Origin of the sequence: Phenylobacterium montanum (assembly GCF_018135625.1) — a bacterium.
GTDB lineage: Bacteria > Pseudomonadota > Alphaproteobacteria > Caulobacterales > Caulobacteraceae > Poindextera > Poindextera montana.
This window is the reverse complement of record NZ_CP073078.1, coordinates 4,500,385-4,520,981: the sequence shown is the minus strand read 5'-3', so window position 1 is coordinate 4,520,981 and position 20,597 is coordinate 4,500,385. Positions and strand designations below refer to the sequence as shown.

21 protein-coding genes are annotated in these 20,597 nt (G+C 68.6%); 11 read left to right on the top strand and 10 right to left on the bottom strand.

The features are described 5' to 3' along the window. Window positions 1–227 precede the first annotated feature (227 nt). Together ptsP and KCG34_RS20600 are read right to left on the bottom strand one after the other, a co-directional pair. Entirely contained in the window at window positions 228–2,495 is a 2,268-nt protein-coding gene (gene ptsP, locus KCG34_RS20605; RefSeq protein ID WP_211937479.1) for a phosphoenolpyruvate--protein phosphotransferase, read from the bottom strand. 139 nt (window positions 2,496–2,634) lie between these two features. Then, window positions 2,635–3,267, bottom strand: coding sequence for a TetR/AcrR family transcriptional regulator (locus tag KCG34_RS20600; protein WP_211937478.1), 633 nt, complete (start codon window positions 3,265–3,267; stop codon window positions 2,635–2,637). Between the two features lie 84 nt (window positions 3,268–3,351). Here KCG34_RS20600 and KCG34_RS20595 point away from each other — a divergent pair, with 84 nt between their 5' ends. After that, the gene (locus KCG34_RS20595; protein ID WP_211937477.1) at window positions 3,352–3,684 is read left to right on the top strand and encodes a darcynin family protein; all 333 of its coding nucleotides are present in this window, start codon (window positions 3,352–3,354) and stop codon (window positions 3,682–3,684) included. A gap of 7 nt (window positions 3,685–3,691) precedes the next feature. On the opposite strand, the gene KCG34_RS20590 is transcribed toward KCG34_RS20595, so the two are convergent. Continuing rightward, window positions 3,692–4,636 carry a DUF1444 domain-containing protein gene (locus tag KCG34_RS20590; RefSeq protein ID WP_211937476.1) on the bottom strand — a complete coding sequence of 315 codons (945 nt, stop codon included), beginning with the start codon at window positions 4,634–4,636 and terminating at the stop codon, window positions 3,692–3,694. A gap of 223 nt (window positions 4,637–4,859) precedes the next feature. On the opposite strand from KCG34_RS20590, the gene KCG34_RS20585 reads away from it, so the two are divergent. Beyond that, entirely contained in the window at window positions 4,860–6,194 is a 1,335-nt protein-coding gene (locus tag KCG34_RS20585) for a hypothetical protein (RefSeq protein WP_211937475.1), read from the top strand. Then, complete coding sequence (locus tag KCG34_RS20580) at window positions 6,124–6,951, top strand: Imm52 family immunity protein (protein WP_367576011.1); 828 nt, start codon at window positions 6,124–6,126, stop codon at window positions 6,949–6,951. Before KCG34_RS20585 ends, KCG34_RS20580 begins: the two co-directional genes overlap by 71 nt. A 31-nt stretch (window positions 6,952–6,982) precedes the next feature. Here KCG34_RS20580 and KCG34_RS20575 read toward each other — a convergent pair whose 3' ends face one another. Continuing rightward, window positions 6,983–8,146, bottom strand: a complete 1,164-nt coding sequence (locus KCG34_RS20575) for a cystathionine beta-lyase (protein ID WP_211937473.1) — start codon at window positions 8,144–8,146, stop codon at window positions 6,983–6,985. Between the two features lie 146 nt (window positions 8,147–8,292). On the opposite strand from KCG34_RS20575, the gene KCG34_RS20570 reads away from it, so the two are divergent. Then, window positions 8,293–8,595, top strand: a complete 303-nt coding sequence (locus KCG34_RS20570; protein WP_211937472.1) for a PilZ domain-containing protein — start codon at window positions 8,293–8,295, stop codon at window positions 8,593–8,595. Window positions 8,596–8,658: 63 nt separating this feature from the next. Here the strand turns inward: KCG34_RS20570 and KCG34_RS20565 are convergent, their stop codons facing one another. After that, window positions 8,659–9,990, bottom strand: a complete 1,332-nt coding sequence (locus KCG34_RS20565) for a hypothetical protein (RefSeq protein ID WP_211937471.1) — start codon at window positions 9,988–9,990, stop codon at window positions 8,659–8,661. Between the two features lie 402 nt (window positions 9,991–10,392). Then, entirely contained in the window at window positions 10,393–11,643 is a 1,251-nt protein-coding gene (locus tag KCG34_RS20560; protein WP_211937470.1) for an aspartate kinase, read from the bottom strand. 168 nt (window positions 11,644–11,811) lie between these two features. Here KCG34_RS20560 and KCG34_RS20555 point away from each other — a divergent pair, with 168 nt between their 5' ends. From KCG34_RS20555 to KCG34_RS20525, 7 genes are all read left to right on the top strand, one after another. Next, a complete protein-coding gene (locus KCG34_RS20555) occupies window positions 11,812–12,315 on the top strand; it encodes an AbrB/MazE/SpoVT family DNA-binding domain-containing protein (RefSeq protein ID WP_211937469.1) in 504 nt (167 codons plus the stop codon). Continuing rightward, window positions 12,308–12,691: a type II toxin-antitoxin system VapC family toxin gene (locus tag KCG34_RS20550; RefSeq protein ID WP_211937468.1), complete on the top strand. Its 384-nt coding sequence runs from the start codon at window positions 12,308–12,310 to the stop codon at window positions 12,689–12,691. Before KCG34_RS20555 ends, KCG34_RS20550 begins: the two co-directional genes overlap by 8 nt. 31 nt (window positions 12,692–12,722) lie before the next feature. Further along, entirely contained in the window at window positions 12,723–13,475 is a 753-nt protein-coding gene (ubiG, locus tag KCG34_RS20545; RefSeq protein WP_211940915.1) for a bifunctional 2-polyprenyl-6-hydroxyphenol methylase/3-demethylubiquinol 3-O-methyltransferase UbiG, read from the top strand. Window positions 13,476–13,590: 115 nt separating this feature from the next. Next, window positions 13,591–15,057, top strand: coding sequence for a DUF4153 domain-containing protein (locus tag KCG34_RS20540; protein ID WP_211937467.1), 1,467 nt, complete (start codon window positions 13,591–13,593; stop codon window positions 15,055–15,057). 22 nt (window positions 15,058–15,079) lie between these two features. After that, complete coding sequence (locus tag KCG34_RS20535) at window positions 15,080–15,811, top strand: response regulator transcription factor (protein WP_211937466.1); 732 nt, start codon at window positions 15,080–15,082, stop codon at window positions 15,809–15,811. After that, entirely contained in the window at window positions 15,808–17,376 is a 1,569-nt protein-coding gene (locus KCG34_RS20530) for a sensor histidine kinase (protein ID WP_211937465.1), read from the top strand. The genes KCG34_RS20535 and KCG34_RS20530 overlap by 4 nt, the downstream gene beginning before the upstream one ends. Window positions 17,377–17,464: 88 nt before the next feature. Beyond that, complete coding sequence (locus tag KCG34_RS20525) at window positions 17,465–17,665, top strand: hypothetical protein (RefSeq protein WP_211937464.1); 201 nt, start codon at window positions 17,465–17,467, stop codon at window positions 17,663–17,665. 19 nt (window positions 17,666–17,684) lie between these two features. Here KCG34_RS20525 and KCG34_RS20520 read toward each other — a convergent pair whose 3' ends face one another. The 4 genes from KCG34_RS20520 to grxC all read right to left on the bottom strand — a co-directional run bounded on the left by KCG34_RS20520 (window position 17,685) and on the right by grxC (window position 20,568). Continuing rightward, complete coding sequence (locus KCG34_RS20520; protein ID WP_211937463.1) at window positions 17,685–18,947, bottom strand: YXWGXW repeat-containing protein; 1,263 nt, start codon at window positions 18,945–18,947, stop codon at window positions 17,685–17,687. 92 nt (window positions 18,948–19,039) lie between these two features. After that, window positions 19,040–19,477, bottom strand: a complete 438-nt coding sequence (locus KCG34_RS20515) for a DUF1178 family protein (RefSeq protein ID WP_211937462.1) — start codon at window positions 19,475–19,477, stop codon at window positions 19,040–19,042. A gap of 6 nt (window positions 19,478–19,483) precedes the next feature. After that, window positions 19,484–20,314 (bottom strand): carbon-nitrogen hydrolase family protein, encoded by an 831-nt coding sequence (locus KCG34_RS20510; protein WP_211937461.1) that lies wholly within the window; start codon window positions 20,312–20,314, stop codon window positions 19,484–19,486. Then, window positions 20,311–20,568: a glutaredoxin 3 gene (grxC, locus tag KCG34_RS20505; protein ID WP_211937460.1), complete on the bottom strand. Its 258-nt coding sequence runs from the start codon at window positions 20,566–20,568 to the stop codon at window positions 20,311–20,313. Before grxC ends, KCG34_RS20510 begins: the two co-directional genes overlap by 4 nt. Window positions 20,569–20,597: the final 29 nt, after the last annotated feature.

The window sequence follows — 20,597 nt, the reverse complement described above, 5'->3', positions numbered from 1 at the left end:
TTCGGGCCGTCGCCAAGTCCTGGCGACGCGGCCGTCAAATCCGGATGATCCCCCCAGGAAAGATTCAAATCGCCTGTAACCGCGCCCGTATCCAACGGCATGGCTACGTTCATCCTCGTCCCGCTATGGCGCCAAGCTTGCGGCCAGGTCACTCAACAAAGTCCTAAGAATTTGTAACCTCTATAAAATTTCTGGTCAATCAAACGGTTCAAGCGTCACAGAAGTTTCTAGATCGCCACTGACAGTTTTCGCGCCAGAGTCTCGACCTCGCTGCGCACGGTTCCGGCAGTTCCTTTGAGCAGGCTCAAGACGCCGCGCTGGGCCGCCTCGCGATCGCAGGACAGCACCATGCGCTTGACCGGACCGATGCCGCCCGGGGGCATGGAGAGGGCGTCATAGCCGAGGGCGATCAACACAAAGGCCTCCAAGGGCCGGCCGGCCATCTCGCCGCACACGGAAACCGGGGTTCCGCTGTCGGCGCAGGCCTGCTGGATGGCCGACAGGGCGCGGAGCGCCGGCGGCGAGAGGGGGTCGTAGCGATCGGCGACCCGCGGATTGCCACGGTCGGCGGCGAACATGTACTGCATCAGATCGTTGGTGCCGATCGAGACGAAGTCGGTCATCGGCAGAAGCGCGTCCAAGTGCCACACCAGGGACGGGGCCTCGATCATCGCCCCGACGCGCAGATTGGCCGGCGCCGGGCGCCCGCGGCGCACGGCCCAGGCGACCTCCGTCTCCACCAGGGACCTGGCCGCCCGGAACTCGTCCACGCTCGCCACCAACGGGAACATCACCCGCAATTCGCGCCCGCGCGCCGCGGCGATCAGGGCCCTGAGCTGCAGGCGCAGCAGGGCCGGCCGGTCGAGGCCCATGCGGATCGCCCGCCAACCCAGCGCCGGATTGTCCTCGCGCTCGGCCTCCATGTAGGGCAGCACCTTGTCGCCGCCGAGGTCGAGGGTGCGGAAGGTCACCGGCTGACCGTCGGCCACGTCCAGCACCTGCTCGTAGAGCTTGGCCTGGGCGGTGAAGCGCGGCAGCTCCTCGGCGACCATGAACTGGAACTCGGTGCGGAACAGGCCGATGCCCTCCGCCCCGGTCTCCTTCAGGATGTCCAGGTCCACCGCCAAGCCCGCGTTCATCAGCAGGTTGATCTTGGCCCCGTCGCGGGTGAAGGCCGGGGTGTCTCGCAGGCGGGCGAACTCGGCCGCCCGCTGAGCGCGCACGGTCAGTCGCGCGTTCAGCGCGTTGACCACGTCCGGCCGGGGCCGGAGGAACGCCTCCCCGCTCTCGGCGTCGACGATCACCTTGTCGCCCTGGCTGACGTGGTCGCGCAGGCCCTCCAGGCGGCCGACGCAGGGGATTTCCAGCGCCCGGGCGACGATGCCGGCGTGGCTCGCGACCGAGCCCTCCTCCAGAAGGATGCCCTTCAGCTTGCCGCGGTCGTATTCGAGAATGTCGGCGGGGCCGAGGTTGCGGGCCACCAGGATGGCGTCCGGCGGCAGTTCGCGCGCCTGGGCCCCGTCGGCCCCGGCGGCCAGGTGGCGCAGCAGGCGGTCGTTCAGGTCCTCAAGGTCGTGCAATCTTTCGCGCAGATAAGGGTCGCGCGCCTGGCCCAGGCGGGCCCTATGCTCGGACCGCACCCGCTCCACCGCCGCCTCCGCCGTCAGGCCCGACCGCACCGCCTCCATCAGCGAGCGGTTCCAGCCCCGGTCGTGGGCGAACATGCGGTAGGTTTCCAAGACCTCGAAACTGGCGCCGGCCAGGCCGTGCGGGCTTTCCAGCAGCTTGTCGATCTGGGCCTGCAGGGCGGTGGTGGCCGTGGTCAGCCGCGCCTCCTCCGCCGCCGGGTCGTCGGACAGCAGCTGCTCGGGCGCCACCGGCGCCTCGTGCATCACTGCGGTGCCGAAGGCCAGTCCCTCGGCGAAGCGCACGCCCTTCAGCCGCTCGGGCCGGTGCGGCGCGATCTCGACGTCCTTGAAGCCGCCCTGGGTCGCCAGCTCGCCGCCGGCCACCATCTCGGCCAGCACCATGGCGATGATCTGCAGATCCTCGACCTCGTCCTCGGAATAGACCCGCTCGGTGCGGTTCTGCACCACCAGGACGCCAATGGTCCGCCCGCCACGCAAAAGCGGCACGCCGAGGAAGGCGTGATAGGGATCTTCCCCGGTTTCCGGCCGGTAGGAGAAGGCCGGGTGGCTGGGCGCGTCCGAAAGAGCCAGCGGATGGCCCAGGCGCACGATCTCGCCCACCAGGCCCTCGCCGGGCTGCAGGCGGGTGACGTGCACGGCTTCGGGGCTCAGGCCCTCGGTGGCGAACAGCTCGAAATCGCCCGTGCCGCGGCGCAGGTAAAGGGAGCAGACCTCGGCCACCATCGAGCCGGCGATGATGCGCACGGCCATGTCCAGCCGCGCCTGGATCGGCCCGCCGCCAGCCATGGCCTCGCGGATCTGCCGCAACAGGCTGCGCGGTCCTCGAATGCCCAGACCCGGCGACATCGGCTGCGCGTTTCCCCCTGGACTGACTGAACGGAAGCGACCTTCGCCCTACCTAAAGGAAGCCGGCCGCCCCCGCAATTTTATGCGCCGGTTTGATTGATCTTTTGCAAGCCCCGGCCCCGTTTCGAGTTGATTGCGGTCACACTGCGGCGACCACGCTCAGATAGCCGCAGAGGGCGCCTGTCAGCCGGGCTTCGAAGGCCGGTTCGTGGGCGTCCCCACGCGCCACGGCCTGGTCGATCAGCGCTCGCGCCAGCGCCAGCGAGTCGGCGGCGGCGACGCTCAGCGCGTCCGGCGCGAGGCCCGGCAGCCGGCGGCCGATCAGGCGCACGATCAGGGCCTGGATCTGGCTGGCGGTCCCCCGGGCGTCGGTAGGCAGGTCCAGCCCCGCTTCCATCTGGTCCAAGGCTCTCTCCAGCGCCGGGCGGCGGCATTGCCAGGCGATCGCCGCCTGCGCCAGCCGCCGGACATCCTCGCGCAGCGATCCTTCCGGCGCCGCCTCGGCCGCCTCGACGGCGGCGGCCAGATCGGCCAGCAGCGTCTCGGCCCCGCGCCGGCTGAGCTCGGCCACCAGGGCCTGCTTGCCGGGGAAATACTGGTAGAGCGACCCCACCGACACTCCCGCCCGCGCCGCCACCGCATTGGTGTTGAACCCGGCCGCCCCCGCCTCTTCCAGAACGCGAGCCGCCGCCTCGACGATGGTCTCCACCATCGCCCGCGAGCGGCCCTGAGCCGGCGTTTTTCGAGGGGTCAGGATGGCCTGGGCGGTCATGGGGAACGCGAGTCCAAATTATGCGAATATTTGCTCACATTATGCGGGAAAGTCCAGCAAGTCCAAGGCGCAAAGGAGCCCGCTATGAAACTGACCTTCTTCATGCTGCTGAACAGCCAGCCCGTCTGGCTGGCCAAGACCCGCCGCGAACGGCGCGAGTTCACCGAAGGCGTGATCGCCCCGATCCTCGCCCGCTATCCGGCCGTCTCCATGCGCTACTACGACGCCGAAGCCTTTAGCGGCCGCTGCACCGACATCGCCGTGTTCGAGACCGAGGACGCCGAGGCCTACAGCGACCTGGTCGAGGCCCTGCGCGACACGCCCTTCTTCAACGCGCCCTACTACCAGGTGGTCGACATCATCCCGGCCGTCGAGGGCGGGTATCAGAGCTACGAGGCGCGGATCGGGGGCGTTTGAGGGCGCGTCATTGGCCGGACGCGGCGGCCTCGCGCCGACTGCGCCTGGCCGGGACCAGGACCTCGACCCAGCCCTTGTCGCTCCAGCGGAACACGGCGGCGGAGATCGGCCGCTCCGCTGAGGCCACGCCGGCCTTGGCCACCTTGGCGAGGTCCTTAGGTCCACTATCTCCGCCACCCGCCAGAAGGACAAGCGTGTCTGCGGCCGGCGCGGCGACCAGCAGGTCACCGCTCGCTCTCGCCGCGAGCGGTGCGAACAGGTCGGGAAAAGCCAGTGCGCTCGAAGCATAGGCGTCGCCTGAAAGTACAGCGAAGCCGCCAACAGGCTGCCGCGTGACGCCCTCGACCTGACGGCGGACGGAATCGCGCATGTTCTTTTCACCCAGCGCGATCGCTTCGTCTGGCGAGAGCTTCAGCAGCGTGGCCATTTTGGAATTGAGCATGTCGATGGTGGTGGGTTCGTCGGCTGCGCCGACAAGCCAGAGATCGCCGACCAGGGGCGCGGCGACCAACTCGAATTTTCCGGCCATCGCCTGCCGGTAGGCCTCTACGTAGTCTGAAGGCCGCACGACCACGCGCAATTGGGACCGGCTCAGCGGCGCCGGCGGCGTGTTTTGATAGGCAGCCATCTTGGCGACGAAATCGTCGACGAGACCATCGCAGGCGCCTTGGTCCTGCTGACAAGCCTGATAGATGCGGTCGAGGTAAGCGGTCCCAGGACCAGCGGCCGCATCGACCTTCAGTGTGAGCGCCCCGGCAATCTCGACCTTGCCCCGCGGCAGCGCCGCCCGAAACCGCTCTGCGAGCGCTGCGGTGAAGGCGTCCGGCGACAGCGGGACCTTCTCGGCCTGCGCCAGCGATGGCGCGAAGAGCGAGAGGAGCAGGACAGCCACGGCGGACGCTAACCGGGTGGCAATAAGCCACCTTGAGCCGAACTTGATACCGGCGCGCATCGCCCCACCCCCAAAATGTTCTATTTATGTTCTGGTCGTTCAGGACTTCTGTCAAGGTTGATTATCCCCGCCACGCCGATCAGAGGGAGAACTTGATGTAACTCGGAGGCGTGCCGTTTGTTCACTTTTTGTTCTTGATCAGCACAGGAATCTCTGGCGTACTGCGCCTCCACCCTGAATTGCAGACGGCCGACGAATCCGGCCATTGAGACGGAGACGCCGGTTGCTGGTCGAACACCTGCGCAAACAATGGCGCTCCCGCGAGGCGACCACCCCGATAGACGCAACCATGCGCTTTGCGCCCGAGGGCCTGGTCCTGGGCGCGGGGACGCTGTTGGCGGCGAACTCGCCATCGGGATCGCCAACGACGCAGATGACATGCGGCGACGCGGCGCGTTTGTCTGCTTTGATCAGCGCCGCCTACCTCAGGCCAACGCCACCGACCGCGCTGGGCCACATTCAGTGCGCTCTGCGCAGGCGGCATGCGGGCGAGGACGACATCGCCCAGCTCCATCTGGCCTTGACGGGCCTCGGGCCGCTTGCCCGACCGCGCGAAGCCGCCCGTCGATTGTTCATGGCCGACGGCCTGATCCAAGCCGGGGCCGACCCCGAAATGGTCCAGAGGCTGACCACCGAAGCGCGCGGCGACCAGGCCGTGCGGAAATTCCTAAGCACCGGCGGAGGATTCAATCCGCTGGAGCCGCGCATTCTGGCTGGCAACGGGAGACCGAGCGGAGAATGGACCCGGGTCGGCGGGGCTTTGGCGAGGCTTTCCGTCAGTGCGGTTAAGCGCCTCGCCGCCTTCGCCGCCGACTACCTGCCCTATGTTGGCCGGGTCGCGCCGCCAGTCGTCTTCTTTTCGGTCCTGCTGATTCCGACCAACAAGAGCCTGCGGGTCGAGGGGAGCGTCTTCGAGCTGAAGCGGCTGCACTATCTCTGGTACAGCGACGGCACCGCGCTGTTCCTCAGTTACGACGGCGCTGACGGCCGGCGCAAACAGCTGACAGCCCAGCTCAGTGGCGGGGGCCTGTTCCGAGACCCGGCGGGAAATGTCGTCGCCCGAAAACTCTCCGACGACACGCTGGCCGTCGATTTGCCGGCGATATCGCCGGATCTGGTTAAGAAGGATGAGCCCAACCTCTGCCCAACCCAAAAGCCGGACCGGCCGGGGGGAAAGGAAAGCGACCGCGACTTTGAAGATCGGGTCAAGGCGCTGATAAACCCGAAGCCGCCGACACCGCGTGGCTTCGGCTATTGGCTGCCCAATCCAGACAATGGTGGCCAGGTTGTGTTCGACGATTGCCAGCGCCAGACCGGAATTCTCTTTGAAATCAAAGGCCAGTACGGGAAGATCGCCGCTGCAGCGCTCAAATATGGCTTCACGCCGGACTTCGAAGATGACTGGCTGAAACAGTCTGCCAGACAGGTGGCCGCGGCGGGGCCAAGACCCGTATATTGGATATTCAAAGAACCATCAGCTGCCGAGTATGCGCAGAAGATTTTCGAGGCGAAAGACAATGGTCGGGAGAGAATTCACGTCTATGTTCTCGAAAATTGAGAAACCCACAAAGTCAATAGGGTACAACTACAATATTCTTTGCCGTTGGCAAAATCGCCCTCAGCCTCCCCGGGTAATCGGGGACACGTTTTTGCGAACGCTCGACGCGCTCGGCAAGGTGGATCCGATCCTCCGACATTGGCGCCTCGCCGACTATGAGGCCATGCGCAGCGTGCCCTTGGCGCAGGCGCGCGCCCGAATTTCCCAGTTGGTCCAGTTCGGCGTCGCGACCGACGACTTCGGTGATCCCGAACCGGAAGACGGCTATCAGGTGAACGCGACAAACACACCGCAAGAACTGGAGACCGACCATGCTGAAATGTTCGGTTTCGGTGTCAAGGCCGGCTCGCGCGGCGACAACCGAGCACAGTTCGAAGCAGGCTTCATGATGACACTGCCTAAGCCATCGATTGTGACCTTTCCAATCTACAGGGGCGCCTTGCTGGCGATGATCGCCGACTGGCCGAGCGACTGGGCCAACGCCTATGCCTTCGACATGACCTATTCCAAGACCTCCCCGGTTCCGGGCGCAGCCCCGGTTCCCTACACCATCTTCCACATGCCTTGGATGTCGTATCTGCCGGCAGCGAAGGCCGAAGGCCTTGTAGTTCCACCACCAATCACCGCCGAGAAAACGCCCGATGGCGGGCTCTTGATGATCGCTACCACAGACCGGCTGGACCCGACCAATCCCGATCATCTGGAGCGCGCGCGCGTGCTGTCGCGGATCATGGTCGACCGGACGGGCCTCGAATAGGAAGCTCCCCGCAGCGCGACGAGAATTGAGTTTACTCGGGTTCGCCCAACGCCTCCAGAGCCTGGTCCAGATCGGCGATCAGGTCCTCCGGCGCCTCAAGCCCGATGTTCAGGCGCACGATCCGGCCGGCATAGTCCAGCCCTGGCCGTTGCAGGTCGGGATAGGTCATCACCAGCGAGGTGACCCCGCCCCAGCTGTAGCCGGCCTTGAACAGTCGCAGCCGGTCGGCGAAGCGCTCCACCTGGCGCGGGGAGAAGCGCCGGTCGAATACGATCGAGAACACGCTGGCCGAGCCGGTGAAGTCCCGCCGCCAGATCTCGTGCCCCGGGCATGAGGACCGCGGGGGATGCAGCACGGTCTCGATCTCCTGGCGCCCCGCCAGCCAGCCCGCGACCGCATTGGCGCTCGCCTCCAGCCGCTCCAGCCGCACGCCCAAGGTCAGAAGGCCGCGCAGGGCCAGGGCCGCGTCGTCCGGAGAGACCGCCATGCCCAGCATCTTGGCCGCGGCGCCTACCGCCTCGTAAGTCGCCTCGTCGCGCACCGACACGCTGCCCAGGAGAAGGTCGCTGTGCCCGCCGACATATTTGGTCAGGGCCTGCACGCTGACATCGACCCCATGGGCGAAGGCGTCGAACATCACCCCGGCCGCATAGGTGTTGTCGAGGGCGACCGGGACGCCGCGGGCATGGGCTGCGGCCGCGATCGCCGGCACGTCCTGAACCTCCATGGTCACCGAGCCCGGGCTCTCGGTCCAGATCAGGGCCGTATTGGGCCGGATCAACGCGGCTATGCCAGCCCCGATCATTGGGTCGTATAATTCGACCTCGATCCCCAAACCGGACAGGAAGTCCCGGGCCATGTCCTGGTTGGGGCCATAGGCCGCCCAGGGCAGGAGGGCGTGGCCCCCCGCCTTGCAATAGGCCAGGTAGGTCAGGGCGATGGCCGCCTGACCACCAGGGACGATGAAGCTGTGCCGCGCGCCTTCCAGTTCGGCGATGCGGGCGCTGAGCTCCAGCACGGTGGGGGTCCCATAGAGACCATAGGTGTAGCCGTTGCGGTCCTGGCGCCAGTCGTCCCGCGCGTCGGCCTGGGACGCGAAGACCACGGTCGAGCCGCGCTCGATCGCCGGGGTCAGGGAGCGGAAGCCGGCCGGCGCAGCCGCCGCCGTGTGGATCAGCCGTGTCTTCCAGTGCACCTGTCGCCTCCGTCCGGCGTTCACAAGTCCGCCGGGACCGAGATAGGCGACGGGGGGCGCAAGCGAAATAGCCACGTTCTTTCGCGTTAACGGTGAATTCCGATTTACCGTGTAGGACTTTGCGCTCCAGCCCATCGGAGACGCCGATGTCCAGCCAGCCTCTCGCCTTTGCGCCCGATGAACTTGCCGCCGTCCGCGCCCGCAGCGAGCGCCGCCTGCAGGAGCGCCGGGCGGCCAATTGGTCCGGCCGGATCGCCGACGAGCAGCGCGCGGTCAGCTACGACTGCGAGGTGACCAACATTTCCGAGACCGGGGCTCGCATATCCATCAGCGGCGCCGGCGAACTACCGAACCGGATGGTGCTGGAGGTGGCCCAGCTGGGCCCCAGCCGCCCTGCGCGGCTGGTCTGGCAATTCGGCCGCGACGCGGGCCTCACCTTCGAGAACTGACGCCGCGCCGATGCCAAGCGCCGACCCTGGCCGCGCGGAACGCAGCCAGGGCGACGATACGGCTTACTGGCAGATGGTCGGCTGGCCGCCGCCGGCGAAATTGCCCATGAACGAGCCCTTGCCGCCCGCGCTGGTCGAGGCGGTGCGGTAGAACCAGTCATGGAAGGCCAGGTCCTGGAAGTGGTAGACGAAGCCGCCCACGCCCACGACCGGGTAGTTGTGGAAATTGCCCATCTGGTCGGGGGTCAGCGGATCGCCGTCCTCGAGGTTCGCGGGATATTGTGAATCCCCCTGGCAGCCGAAGTCCTGCCCCGTATAACCCCAGTTCGGCGTCACGCCATTATTGTAGCCGCCCGGCGCGCCGGCGATCGACTGCACGAACGGATCGTCGATCAGTTCGCCCAACTCATGCGACCAGATGGTGATGTCGGCGAAATCCGGCCCGAACACGTTGTTGGTGTCGTAATAGGCGCCGACGGCATAGGTCTGGGTGCCGTGGATGGTCGAAATGGCGTTGTGATAGCCGAGCACGCAGCACTGGTCGGTGGTGCCGATATAGACCGCAGCGTCCTCGACCAGGGTCACCGGGATCTGCGCCGGCTGGGCGTAGGCGGCGGCGATCGCCTGAAGCTCGGCGTCAAGCTCGTTGATCTCCACCAGGGCGATCGGGACCGTTCCGCCGCAGTTGTCGGAGACCCCGAGAACCGTGTCGCTGGGGTTGGTCGGGGTCCAGTCGACGACGATCGGCTTGGTCAGGGCCGAGACCAGGGTCACGCCATAGTGGCTTCCCTTGACCGCGTTCCAATAGTTGGCCCGCTGGAACGCCGAGATCAGCTGGGTCCCGCCGGGCACGGCGCTGACATTGACCCCGTTGGAGGTGAAGCTGTTGGCCACGAACAGGGGCGAATTGAAGAACCGCGTCGCCGGGGACTGCGTGTCGCAATGCGAGACCTGGGTCGGATCCAGGACGAAGCCGCCGACGTGGATGCGGAGCACCACCGGAACGTAGCTGACGTTAGTGTTGTGTGGGTTGCTGTACGGGTTACTGCCCACCATCGAGTAGGTGTAGGTGTTCCCGTCCAGCGGCGAGGTGATCTGGGAGGTCCAGAAGGGAATGGTCAGCCCCGTCCCCGGCTGCGCCCCGTTCGCCATCCGTCGCAGGGCGCCATTCACGTGGGGTGGCTTGCTCAAGTAGTGGGGATGCAGCGCCCGTACATTGAGCCGATGCTGCTGCAGATAGGCGGCCTTGGCCGCCTCGCTGCTGAACGCCGGCGCCGCGATGCTCGCGGTGGCGACGGCGGCGCAAACCAGGCCCGCGCAGGCGGCCGCCAGGCCTTGCACACGCGTCTTGTTCGCGGCGCCTGAGCGCACGCCGTCCCTTGTGGCTTCTGTCACGTCGAATCTCCCTCCAGCCTCTAGTCGAAATTGGCCGCTGTTGACGCGAGACGCAGCACCCCGGCCCCGGCGCGCCAAGCGGCGTCCGGTCAAGTCAGGAGTTTATAACAATTTGTAACACCGAACACTGAATAGGCGACTATGTCGTCTTTATGATTGCGCTCGCAGCCAGCAGTTCAGCCGAGCTGGCGAGATCATGACCAGCGCGCTTACTTTGTCAATTCGGGACACGCAGCCGGGGATGCTTTTCGCAGGTCGAGCCGAACCGTTCCAAGCGGGACAAGAAGGCCCGCCGCCGCCGCCGGAGCGGGCGCCAAGAAGCCGCGTTGATTGCAGAGGAGCTTGAAGCTGCGCCCCCACAGGTGGCCGCCGCGTCAAGCCTTGGTGGCGGAGCCTATGGCTCTACAGCTGATCCAGCCCGTAAGCGGCGTGCAACGCGCGCACCGCCAGTTCGGTGTAGGCCGCGTCGATCAGCACGCTGATCTTGATTTCCGAGGTCGAGATCACCTGGATGTTGACGCCCTTATCGGCCAGAGCGCCGAACATGGTCTTGGCCACGCCGGCATGGCTGCGCATGCCGACCCCGATCACCGAGACCTTGGCCACGTCCTCGTTACACTGCACGTCTTCGAAGCCGATGGCGTCCTTGGCGCTCTGGACGATCTCGAGCGCACGGGCCGCGTCGCGCTTGCCGACCGTGAACTCCATGTTGGCCGAGTCCGAGGCGCGGGCGCGGGACTGGACGATCATGTCCACGTTCACATTGGCGTCGGCGAGGCGGCTGAAGATCTCGGACGACACCCCCGGATGGTCGGGCAGGCCGAACAGGGTGATCTTGGCCTCGTCGCGGCTATAGGCCACGCCGCTGACGATCCGCTTTTCCATGATCTCCTCCTCGTCGCAGACGACGGTCCCCTGCCCTGGGGCTTCCCCCGGCTCCACGAAACTTGAAAGCACCCGAACCGGCACGCGCTGGGCCATGGCCAGCTCGACCGAACGGGTCTGCAGCACCTTGGCCCCCAGCGAGGCCATCTCCAGCATCTCCTCGTAGGAGATTTTGCCGAGCTTTTTGGCCTTAGCCTCGATCCGCGGGTCGGTGGTGTAGACCCCATCGACGTCGGTATAGATGTCGCAGCAGGAGGCCCCGACCGCCGCGGCGATCGCCACCGCGCTGGTGTCCGAGCCGCCGCGGCCCAGGGTGGCGATGCGTCCCTCGCGGGTCACGCCCTGGAAGCCGGCGATCACCGCCACTTCGCCGGCGTCCATCGCCGCCACCAGCTTTTCCGGCGGGATCTCGTCGATGCGGGCGCGGCCGTGGGCGTCGTCGGTGATGATCGGCACCTGCCAGCCCAGCCAGGACTTGGCGTTCAGGCCCATGTTGCGCAGGGTCATGGCCAGCAGGCCGGCGGTGACCTGCTCGCCCGAGGCGACCACGGTGTCGTATTCGTCGTCGGACTCCGGCAGCCCTTGAGCCGCGCGGCCCGAGCCGTCGGTCCAGGCCACCAGCTCGTTGGTCTTGCCGGCCATGGCCGAGACCACCACCGCCACCCTGTGCCCGGCCTCGACCTCGGCCGCCACCAGGCGCCCGACGCGGCGGATGCGCTCCAGGTCGGCCACCGAAGTGCCGCCGAACTTCATCACCAGCCGAGACACACCAACCTCGCTTTGATTGGAAGAAATTGCCGCAAGGCGGGCCTTCTAGCGACGCCGCACGCAACGCACAACCCTTCGCGTCGTCGCATTGACAGGGCGGCGCGACGTAATACATAACTACCTACTAACAACCTATCAAAGACGGAGGTTGATATGGATCCCGCCAGGATGGCCGAGATCGCCGCCGCCCACACCACGGTGTCGGACAAGATCCGCGCCTTGAACGCCGAGGGCGTGCCACGCGCGGAGATCGCGAGGTTCCTGGGCAAGCGCTACCAGCATGTGCGCAACGTGCTGGTGGCTGACGCCGAGCAGGGACCGACCTATGTCGTGGGGCGCGCAGAGCTGGCGCCGGTCGCTGAGGCTGCTCAGCCGTTTGTGCATGAACCGGTGTTTGAACAACGCTCGGGCGGCATCTACCGCCTAGTCGTGCGTGATGACGGTGTGCTGGTGCTTCCACCCGCGGTCCGCGAAGCCCTCGGCGTTCCCGCGGGCGGCGTTGTGATGGCCAACCTCAGCGACGAAGAGTTCTCCGTGATCAGCAGCGCCAAGGCGGGCCGACGAGCGCAGGAGATGGTGCGAGCGACGATTGGGACCGGCGGCCCTAGCCTTGTCGATGAACTGATCGCCGACCGCCGGCGTGAGGCGGCGCGAGAGGAAGCAGATGACTGAGGCGGTGCTGGACACGTCGGCCGTCCTTGCTTTTCTCAGAGGCGAATCCGGCGGCGAATTAGTCGGACCTATACTTGGTGATTGTGCGATCTCCAGCGTCAACCTAGCGGAAGTCATAACAAAGCTGATCGATCGCGGCTCGACCGCTGAGCAAGCGCGCCAGACCACCGAAACCCTGTCTATGAACGTCGTTGCAGCTACGTTGGAGACTGCAGCCTTGGCAGGCATGCTGCACGCGCGCACGCGCGGCCGGGGCGTCTCGCTCGGCGACCGGTTCTGTCTGGCCTTGGCGATGGAGACCGGCCTACCGGTCTACACCGCAGACCGCGCCTGGGCCGAACTCGGCCTGGACCTCGACATCCGCCTTATCCGTTGACGCGTATAGCTGGGTGAGCGAGCAAGACCGCATGACCCAGGCCAGCCCCTCCAGCATCGATCCCGCCGACGTCGCGCGCTTCTCGCGCATCGCGGCGGAGTGGTGGGACCCGAACGGCAAGTTCGCGCCGCTGCACGTGTTCAATCCTGTGCGCCTGGCCTTCATCCGCGAGCAGGCCCTGGCCCGGTTCGGGCGCGATCCCCGCGCGCGAGCGCCGTTCGAGGGCCTGCGCCTGCTGGATATCGGCTGTGGCGGCGGTCTCCTGTCCGAGCCGATGGCCCGGATGGGGTTTGCGGTGACCGGCGTCGACGCCTCCGAGCGCAATATCGGCACGGCGAGCACGCACGCGGCCGAGGGCGGGCTCGAGATCGACTACCGCTGCTCCACCGCCGAGGCCCTGGTCGAGGCGGGCGAGGCGCCATTCGACGTGGTGCTGAACATGGAGGTGATCGAGCACGTGGCCGATCCGGGCGCCTACCTGCGCGACTGCGCGCGCCTCCTGGCGCCCGGCGGGCTGATGATCGTCGCCACCCTCAACCGCACCCTGAAGTCCCTGGCCCTGGCCAAGATCGGGGCGGAATATGTCCTGCGCTGGGTCCCCGCCGGCACCCACGACTGGAAGAAATTCCTGCATCCCGAGGAGATCGAGGTGTTCCTGCAGGACGAGCCGGTCGAGGTGCAGGGCCCGTTCGGCGTCACCTACAACCCGATCACCGGCCGCTGGGCCCGCTCGGCCGACGCCGACGTCAACTACATGATGACCGTGACGCGCCCCGCCGCCTGAGGCGGCTGCACAGGTTCTGCATCCGAGCCGTTCGGCGTCTGCACGCCTCGCCCATCCCCGTTCGATCCAGGCCCCGCATGACGGGGCCGACGACGATGCGGCTGGGGAGAGCGGCGTGGGAAGATCGGACGCAAGAGCGCCCAGGCTCTGGGCCAAGGCCGCCTGGGCGGCAGGACTGACCCTGGCGGCGGACCAGCTGTTCTATGGCCATCCCGGCGGGTCCGTAGCTGCCGGCTTCACCCTGGCCCTGGCGGTGGCGCTGCTCTCCACCCACCCGGAGATCGGCCGGGACCGACGCGCCAAAGCGGCTTTCGTCGTCGCCATCCTGGCCGCCCTGTCCCTGGCCGACCGCCCGACCTTCGTCGCCGAGGCCTTTCTCGCCGCGGGCCTTTCGGTCGCCGTCCTGGCCGGGCGCTCCGCGCCGGAGGCCGGGCTGGGACGCTGGGCGGCGCGCATGGCATTTCAGGGCGTCGCCGCCCTGGCAGGCCCGGCGCTGGACCTGGCGGGCCTGCGCCGCATCCTGCGCAAGCGCCCGCTGCTGCGCCCGCCCCTGCTGCCGATCCTGGCCCTGCCGGTCACCGGCGCGGCGGTGTTCCTGACCCTGTTTGCGGTGGCGAACCCGGTGATCGGCCAGGTGTTGACCGAGATCGCCCCGCCTGAGCCGGACATCTGGCGTATCGGCTACGCCCTGATGGTGCTGACCGGGGTCTGGGCCCTGCTGCGGCCAAGGCTCCTGCCGCCGGCCAAAGGAGTCCGGACGGCGCCGATCCGCCCCTCCGCCGGCGTCGCCCCCGCCTCGATCGCCCTATCGCTCGGCCTGTTCAACGCCCTGTTCGCCATCGAAAACGGCCTAGACATCGCCTTCCTCTGGAGCGGCGCGCCCCTGCCGCACGGCGTCACCCTGGCCGGTTACGCCCATCGCGGCGCCTATACCCTGATCGCCACGGCCCTGCTGGCCGGCCTGTTCGTGCTCGTCTTCCTTCGGCCCGGCTCGGACTCCAGCCGGCGGCCCTGGATCCGCCGGCTGGTGGTCTTGTGGGTGGCGCAGAACCTGGTGCTGGTGGCCTCCAGCGCCCTCAGGACCGCGGACTATATCGAGACCTATTCCCTGACCCGCCTGCGCATCGCCGCCCTGGTCTGGATGGTTCTGGTCGCGCTCGGCCTAGTGCTGATCTGCTGGCGACTGCTCAGGACCAAGAGCGCCGGCTGGCTGATCGGCGTCAACGCGACGGCTGCGGCCCTGGCCCTCGCCGGCTGCGCCGCCGTGGACCTGGGCGCCGTGGCGGCCTCTTGGAACGTGACCCATGCGCGGGAGTTCGGCGGGACCGGCGCCGCGCTGGATGTCTGCTACTTGGCCCAGCTCGGGGATTCCGCCCTCGTCCCGCTCAGCGCCCTGGCGGCCAGCAGACTGCCCCCGGATCTGCAGGGCCGGGTCGCTACGGTCCGCGCCAACATTCTCGACGATCTTGCCGCGCGGCAAGGCGAGTGGCGCAGCTGGACCTGGCGCGGGCAGGTCCGCCTTGACCGCGCGCTGGCCCTGGCTCCTGCCAGCCATCCCCCCATCAAAGCCTGTGATAGTTGACGCCGGAGCCGGGCCGCTGAACATGACCCTCATGACCCAGACCGTCCTGGTCGTCGACGACGATCCCCATATCCGCCAGCTCTTGGTGTTCGCCCTCGGCAAGGGCGGGTTCGAGACCCGCGAGGCCGAGGACGGCGAGGCGGCCCTCAGCCTGATCGCCCAGGCGCGGCCGGACCTGGTGGTGCTCGACATCAACCTGCCGCGCATGACTGGGCTCGAGGTCTGCCGCCGGGTCCGGGCCGAAAGCGAGCTGCCGATCCTGTTCCTGTCCTCGCGCGACGACGAGATCGACCGGGTGCTGGGCATCGAGCTGGGCGCCGACGACTATGTGGTCAAGCCGTTCAGCCCGCGCGAGGTGACCGCCCGGGTCGCCGCCATCCTGCGCCGCGCCACAAGCCGCCCGACGGCGCCCGCGGCCGAACCCGGCGCCCTGATCACCCAGGGCCGCCTGACCCTGGACCTGGAGGCCTGGAGCGCCCGCTGGGCCGGCGAAGAAGCGGCTTTGACCGTCACCGAGTTCAGCCTCCTGCGCGCCCTGGCCGCCGCCCCGACCAAGGTCTTCACCCGCGACGCCATCATCGACCGCCTGCACGGCCCGGGCTTCGCCGTCACCGACCGCACCATCGACAGCCATATCCGCAACCTGCGCGCCAAGTTCGCCCGGATGGGCGGGCACGACGTGGTCGAGACCCGGCCGGGCATCGGCTATCGCCTGGGTCCCTGCCAAGGCGCGGCGCCAGGCGGCGCGGTTTGATCACCGCGGCCAAGGATTTCCTCAAGCGCCACTGGCCGGCGCTGCGGCTGCGCACCATCCTTCTGGCCGTGCTGTTGTTCGCCGCCACCATGCCGGCGGTCGAGGCGGTCTGGCTGCGCGGCTACGAGAACGCCCTGGTGCGCCAGACCGAGGCCGAGCTGGCAGCCCAGGCCGTCGCCCTCTCCGCCACCGCCGCCGCCCTCTGGCCCGGCGCCGCGCCAGCAACCGGGCCCGGCCAGGCGCCCGAACCTGAAGCCGCGCCGATCGACCTCAACAGCGCCGCGGTGCTGGCCGACCGGCCGCCGCCTGCGCCCGCCAAGGCGCAGGCCGACCCGGCCGCAGTCGCGGCCGCGGCGCGCCTGGCGCCCATTTTCACCGAGACCAGCCGGGGCGCCCTGGCCTCGATCGTCATGCTGGACCGGCATGGCCTGGTGGTGCGGGGCCTGGGCCTCGGTGGCGACCTCTCCGCCCTGCCCGAGGTGCGCCAGGCCCTGGCGGGTCACAGCGAGACGGTGCTGCGCCGCAACGCCGCCTACCACCCCCGCTATGCGATGGAATGGCTGAGCCGCGCCTCGGACATCCGCCTGCACTATGCCCGCCCCATCGTGGTCGATGGACAGGTGGTGGGCGCCCTCCTCCTGTCGCGCTCGCCCCGCGCCCTGTTCCGCGGGGTCTATGAGGAGCGCGGCAAGATGCTGCTGGGCGCCGGGGTGATCATCGTGCTCCTGATCGGCCTTTCGGGCCTGGCCTCGCGCGGGGTGACGCGGCCGGTCGAGGCGCTGAGCGCCGCCACCCGCGCCGTGGCCGCAGGCCATGGGACCGTCCCCGAGACCCCGCCCACCGCCGCCATCGAGATCCGCGACCTCTATGAGGACTTCCGCAGCATGGCAGCGGCGATCCAGCGTCGCTCGCGTTACCTGCGCGACTTCGCCGCCGCGGTCAGCCATGAGTTCAAGACCCCCCTGGCCAGCATCGGCGGGGCGGTGGAGCTGTTGCAGGACCACTACCAGACCATGGAGGCGGCCGACCGCGAGCGCTTCCTGGCCAATATCGCCGCCGACAACGACCGGCTGTCGCATCTGGTCGGCCGGCTCTTGGACCTCGCCCGCGCCGACATGGCCCAGCCGGAGGCCGATGCGGCCAGCGACGCCAGCACCGCCGCCCGCCGCATCGCCGACGCCCGCTCGCACCCGGGCTTCGCCGTCACGGTCGACGCGCCGCCCGATCTGCCGCTGGCCGCGGCGCCCGAGGCGGTATTGGAGTCCATGCTGTCCACCCTGGTCGACAACAGCCGCCAGGCCCGCGCCAGCCAGGTGACCATCGCCGCGCGTCAAGTGGACAGCTGCATCGTCCTGACCGTCGCCGACGACGGCCCGGGCGTGCCGGCCGCGGATCAGACGCGCCTGTTCGAGCCCTTCTTCACCACCCGCCGGGCCGAGGGCGGCACGGGGCTCGGCCTGCCCATCGCCCGCTCCCTGGCGGAGGCCCACGGCGGCCACATCCGTCTGGGCGCCGCGGCGGCCGGCGCGGTGTTCGAGCTGAGCTTGCCAGTTCTCGCACGGTAGAGCTTCTGCACGGAATCTCCACACGGCGGCCATCGCCGCTGGTCGCCCCGCCGCTACGCCTGTTCGCCAGAATACAAGGGAGGCGACCTTGGCCCGGGAAGCGTTGGCGACGGCGGACTATGTGGTGGTGATCCGAAGCGAGCCGCAGGGCTGCGTCTGGATCGTCGAACAGGGCGCGCGCCGCGCCCTCAGCGGCTCGGCGCCGGACGCAGAGACGGCGAAGCGCCGCGGGGCCTTCGCCGCCGCGACGCTGAGCAGTCTGGAAAAGATCCGGCGGCGCCGATTCTGACGCCGCCGAGCCTTCCGTCCTATCGTCCACCCGGCCCGCGGCGTTGTTCGCCGCGGGGCGCTTCCCGGGGCGCAGCGTGCGGCGCTTCCCGCGGCGGGGCGCGATACTGCGCCATGGCCGGCGGTCTCGGCGCAGCGCGCATCATCGGCTCCGGCCGCGGCGGCGCATGGTACTGCGCCATGCTGTGATAGCCGCCCGCCGGCTCGTGATAGGCCCGCGTCATGGCCGGCGGGTGATAGGCCCTGGCCTCTTGGGTCGGGGCGCGGTGTTCCGCCGGTGTGCGGGCGCGGGGCTCGGCGCGGGCGGTCCTGGTCTCGGCGGCGGCGGGCGCATGGGCGGTCCGAGCCATGCGGCTCTCAGTCGGCGAGGCGACAGCACGCGCCGTCCTGGACTCCGCAGGCGTCAGCGCATGAGCCGTCCGGCCCTCGGCGTTTCGAGCGCCGCCCGCATGCGGCTCCGCCCGGGCCATGGCGGCCGAATGCTGCGGCGCTGCTGCGCTCGGATGGCCCGCGGCCCTGGCCATGGCCTCGGCGTGCGGATGCCAGGCGCCGCCGGCGCGGGTGGCGGCCACGACGCCCGCGCCCTTCAACACCGAAGCCCGTTGAGTGGCGGCGATCGGCGGCGCGCCGTGATTGGCGGCGGCCCTCAGGACCGGCTCGCGCGAGGCCATCTGCTGGTGGCTGCGCTGGGCCTGGGTCGCCGGGGTATGCGGCGCCCGCATGAACGCCGCCTGCTGCGCCGTGGGCCGGGCCCGGACCCCGCCGGGGCCGTTGAAGCTGGCGTGGCTGAAGCCGGCCCCGCTGACGGGCCGGTTGTAGATGTTGGTGATGTTGACGTTGGTGATGTTGTTGACGGTGCGGTTGTAGAAGAAGTGACCGCGGTTCCAGTAGCCGCCCTCGTATCCGGAGCCGGTATAGCCGAAGCCATAGGCGATGCCGCCGTAGAAGCCGACGCTAGGCCCCCAATAGCCGGCGTGGAACAGGTAGACGCCGTCGTCCCAGCCCCACCAGGCTGGGGTCCAGAGCAGGCCCGGATCGGGCGCCAGGACCCAGGCGCCCGGCACCCAGTAATAGTCGTCGTCGCCCCAGGCCCAGTAGCCGGGGGTCCAGATATAGTCGGGGCCGGGGATCGGCGGCTGGGCGTAGACCGGAAGCGGCGGCGGGGCGAAGCCGACGCTGACGCCAATGGCGACCTCCGCCTGAGCGGGAGCCGGGCTCAGGCTGGCCGCCGCGCCCCCGAGGGCGAGAATGGCGGCGATTGCAGTGCTGCAAAGCCTGCGCATGGGGGAATCCTCCTGATAACCCCCCACGCGGAATCAACCGTCAGCGTCGCAATTGGTTGCAAGTCGGGCGGGCGACGCCGGCCGCGTCTTTCTCAGTTCACCTCGGTCTTTTTCGGCGGCGCGGGCGGCATGGGCGCGACATTGATGCCGTCCTCGACCAGGCCCTTGATCTCCTTGGGGCTGGCCTCGCCATAGATGCCGCGATCCTCGGACTTGCCCTCGTGGATGTCCCGCGCCTCGCGGGCGAAGCGGTCGCCGACATAGTCGAAGTTTTCTTCGACATGGGCGCGCACCCGGTTCATCGCGTCCATCATCATCGCCCGCGTCGGCGCCGAGGCTTCGCCGGTGACGGCCGCCTGCTTCTTGGTCCCGGCCACGGCCGGGGCCATGATCTGCTTGCGCACGGCGTGCGAGCCACAGACCGGGCAATCCAGAAGCCCGCGCCCCTGCTGGTCGTCGAAATCGCCGGACGAGCCGAACCAGCCTTCGAAGGCGTGGTCGTGTTCGCAGGCGAGGGCGTACTTGATCATGGGCGTTCAGAGACCGGGGCCGATGAAGTCGCGCTCGTTCTTCAGCGCCGGGATCGCCTGCCGCGCCTTTTGCGCCGCGTCAAGATCGAGCGTGGCCATGACCACCCCCGGCTCGTCGCCCTCGGCCATGGCCAGGACCTCGCCCCAGGGGCCGACGGCGATGGAGCGGCCCCAGGTGCCGCGGCCGTCCTCGTGCCGTCCGCCCTGGGCCGGGGCCAGGATGAAGGAGCCGGTCTCGATGGCCCGGGCGCGCAGCAGGATCTCCCAGTGCGCCTCGCCTGTCGGCCGGGTGAAGGCCGAGGGCACGGCGATGATGTCCGCCCCCGCCTTGGCCAGGGCGCGATAGAGATAGGGAAAGCGCATGTCGTAGCAGATGGTCAGGCCCAGCCGCGCCATCGGCAGGTCATAGGCCACCGCCTTGTCGCCGGCCCGATAGCTGGCCGACTCGCGGATGCTGTCGCCGGTCGGCAGGTCGACGTCGAACATGTGCATCTTGTCGTAGGTCGCAGCGATCCGGCCCTCGGGGCTCACCAGCAGGGCGCGGTTGACCGCCTGGCCGTCCTCGGCCGCCACCAGGGCCGAGCCGATCAGCAGCCACACGCCGAGCTCGTCCGCCAGCCGGCGCAGGCCCGCAACGCAGGCGTCCTCCTCGGCGGTCCGCAGGCGCGGCAGAAGTTGCGCGCGGTCGCGCTGCAGGATGTTGGTCCCCTCGGGGGTTACGATCAGCGCCGCGCCCTTGGCCGCCGCCTCGCGGATCAACGGCTCGGCCTGGGCCAGGGCCGCCTCCTGCGAGGCCGGCGTGCGCAGCTGGATCAGGGCGGCGCTGAGGCTGGTCATGCGGCCAGCAGGGGATCGAGTTCGCCGGCCCGGTCCAGGGCCAGCATCTCGTCGCAGCCGCCGATATGCTGCTCGCCGATAAATATCTGCGGGAAGGTCGCCCGGCCGTTCGCCCTGGCGATCATCTCCTGCCGCTTGGCGGGATCGAAGCCGGCCTCGATCTCGGTCACGTCGGCGCCCTTGTCCGCCAGGACGCTCAGCGCCCGGGCGCAAAAGCCGCAGAAGGGTCGGGTATAGATCGTGACGCGCGCCATCGGGTCCTCAAGCAGTTGAAACCCTTCAT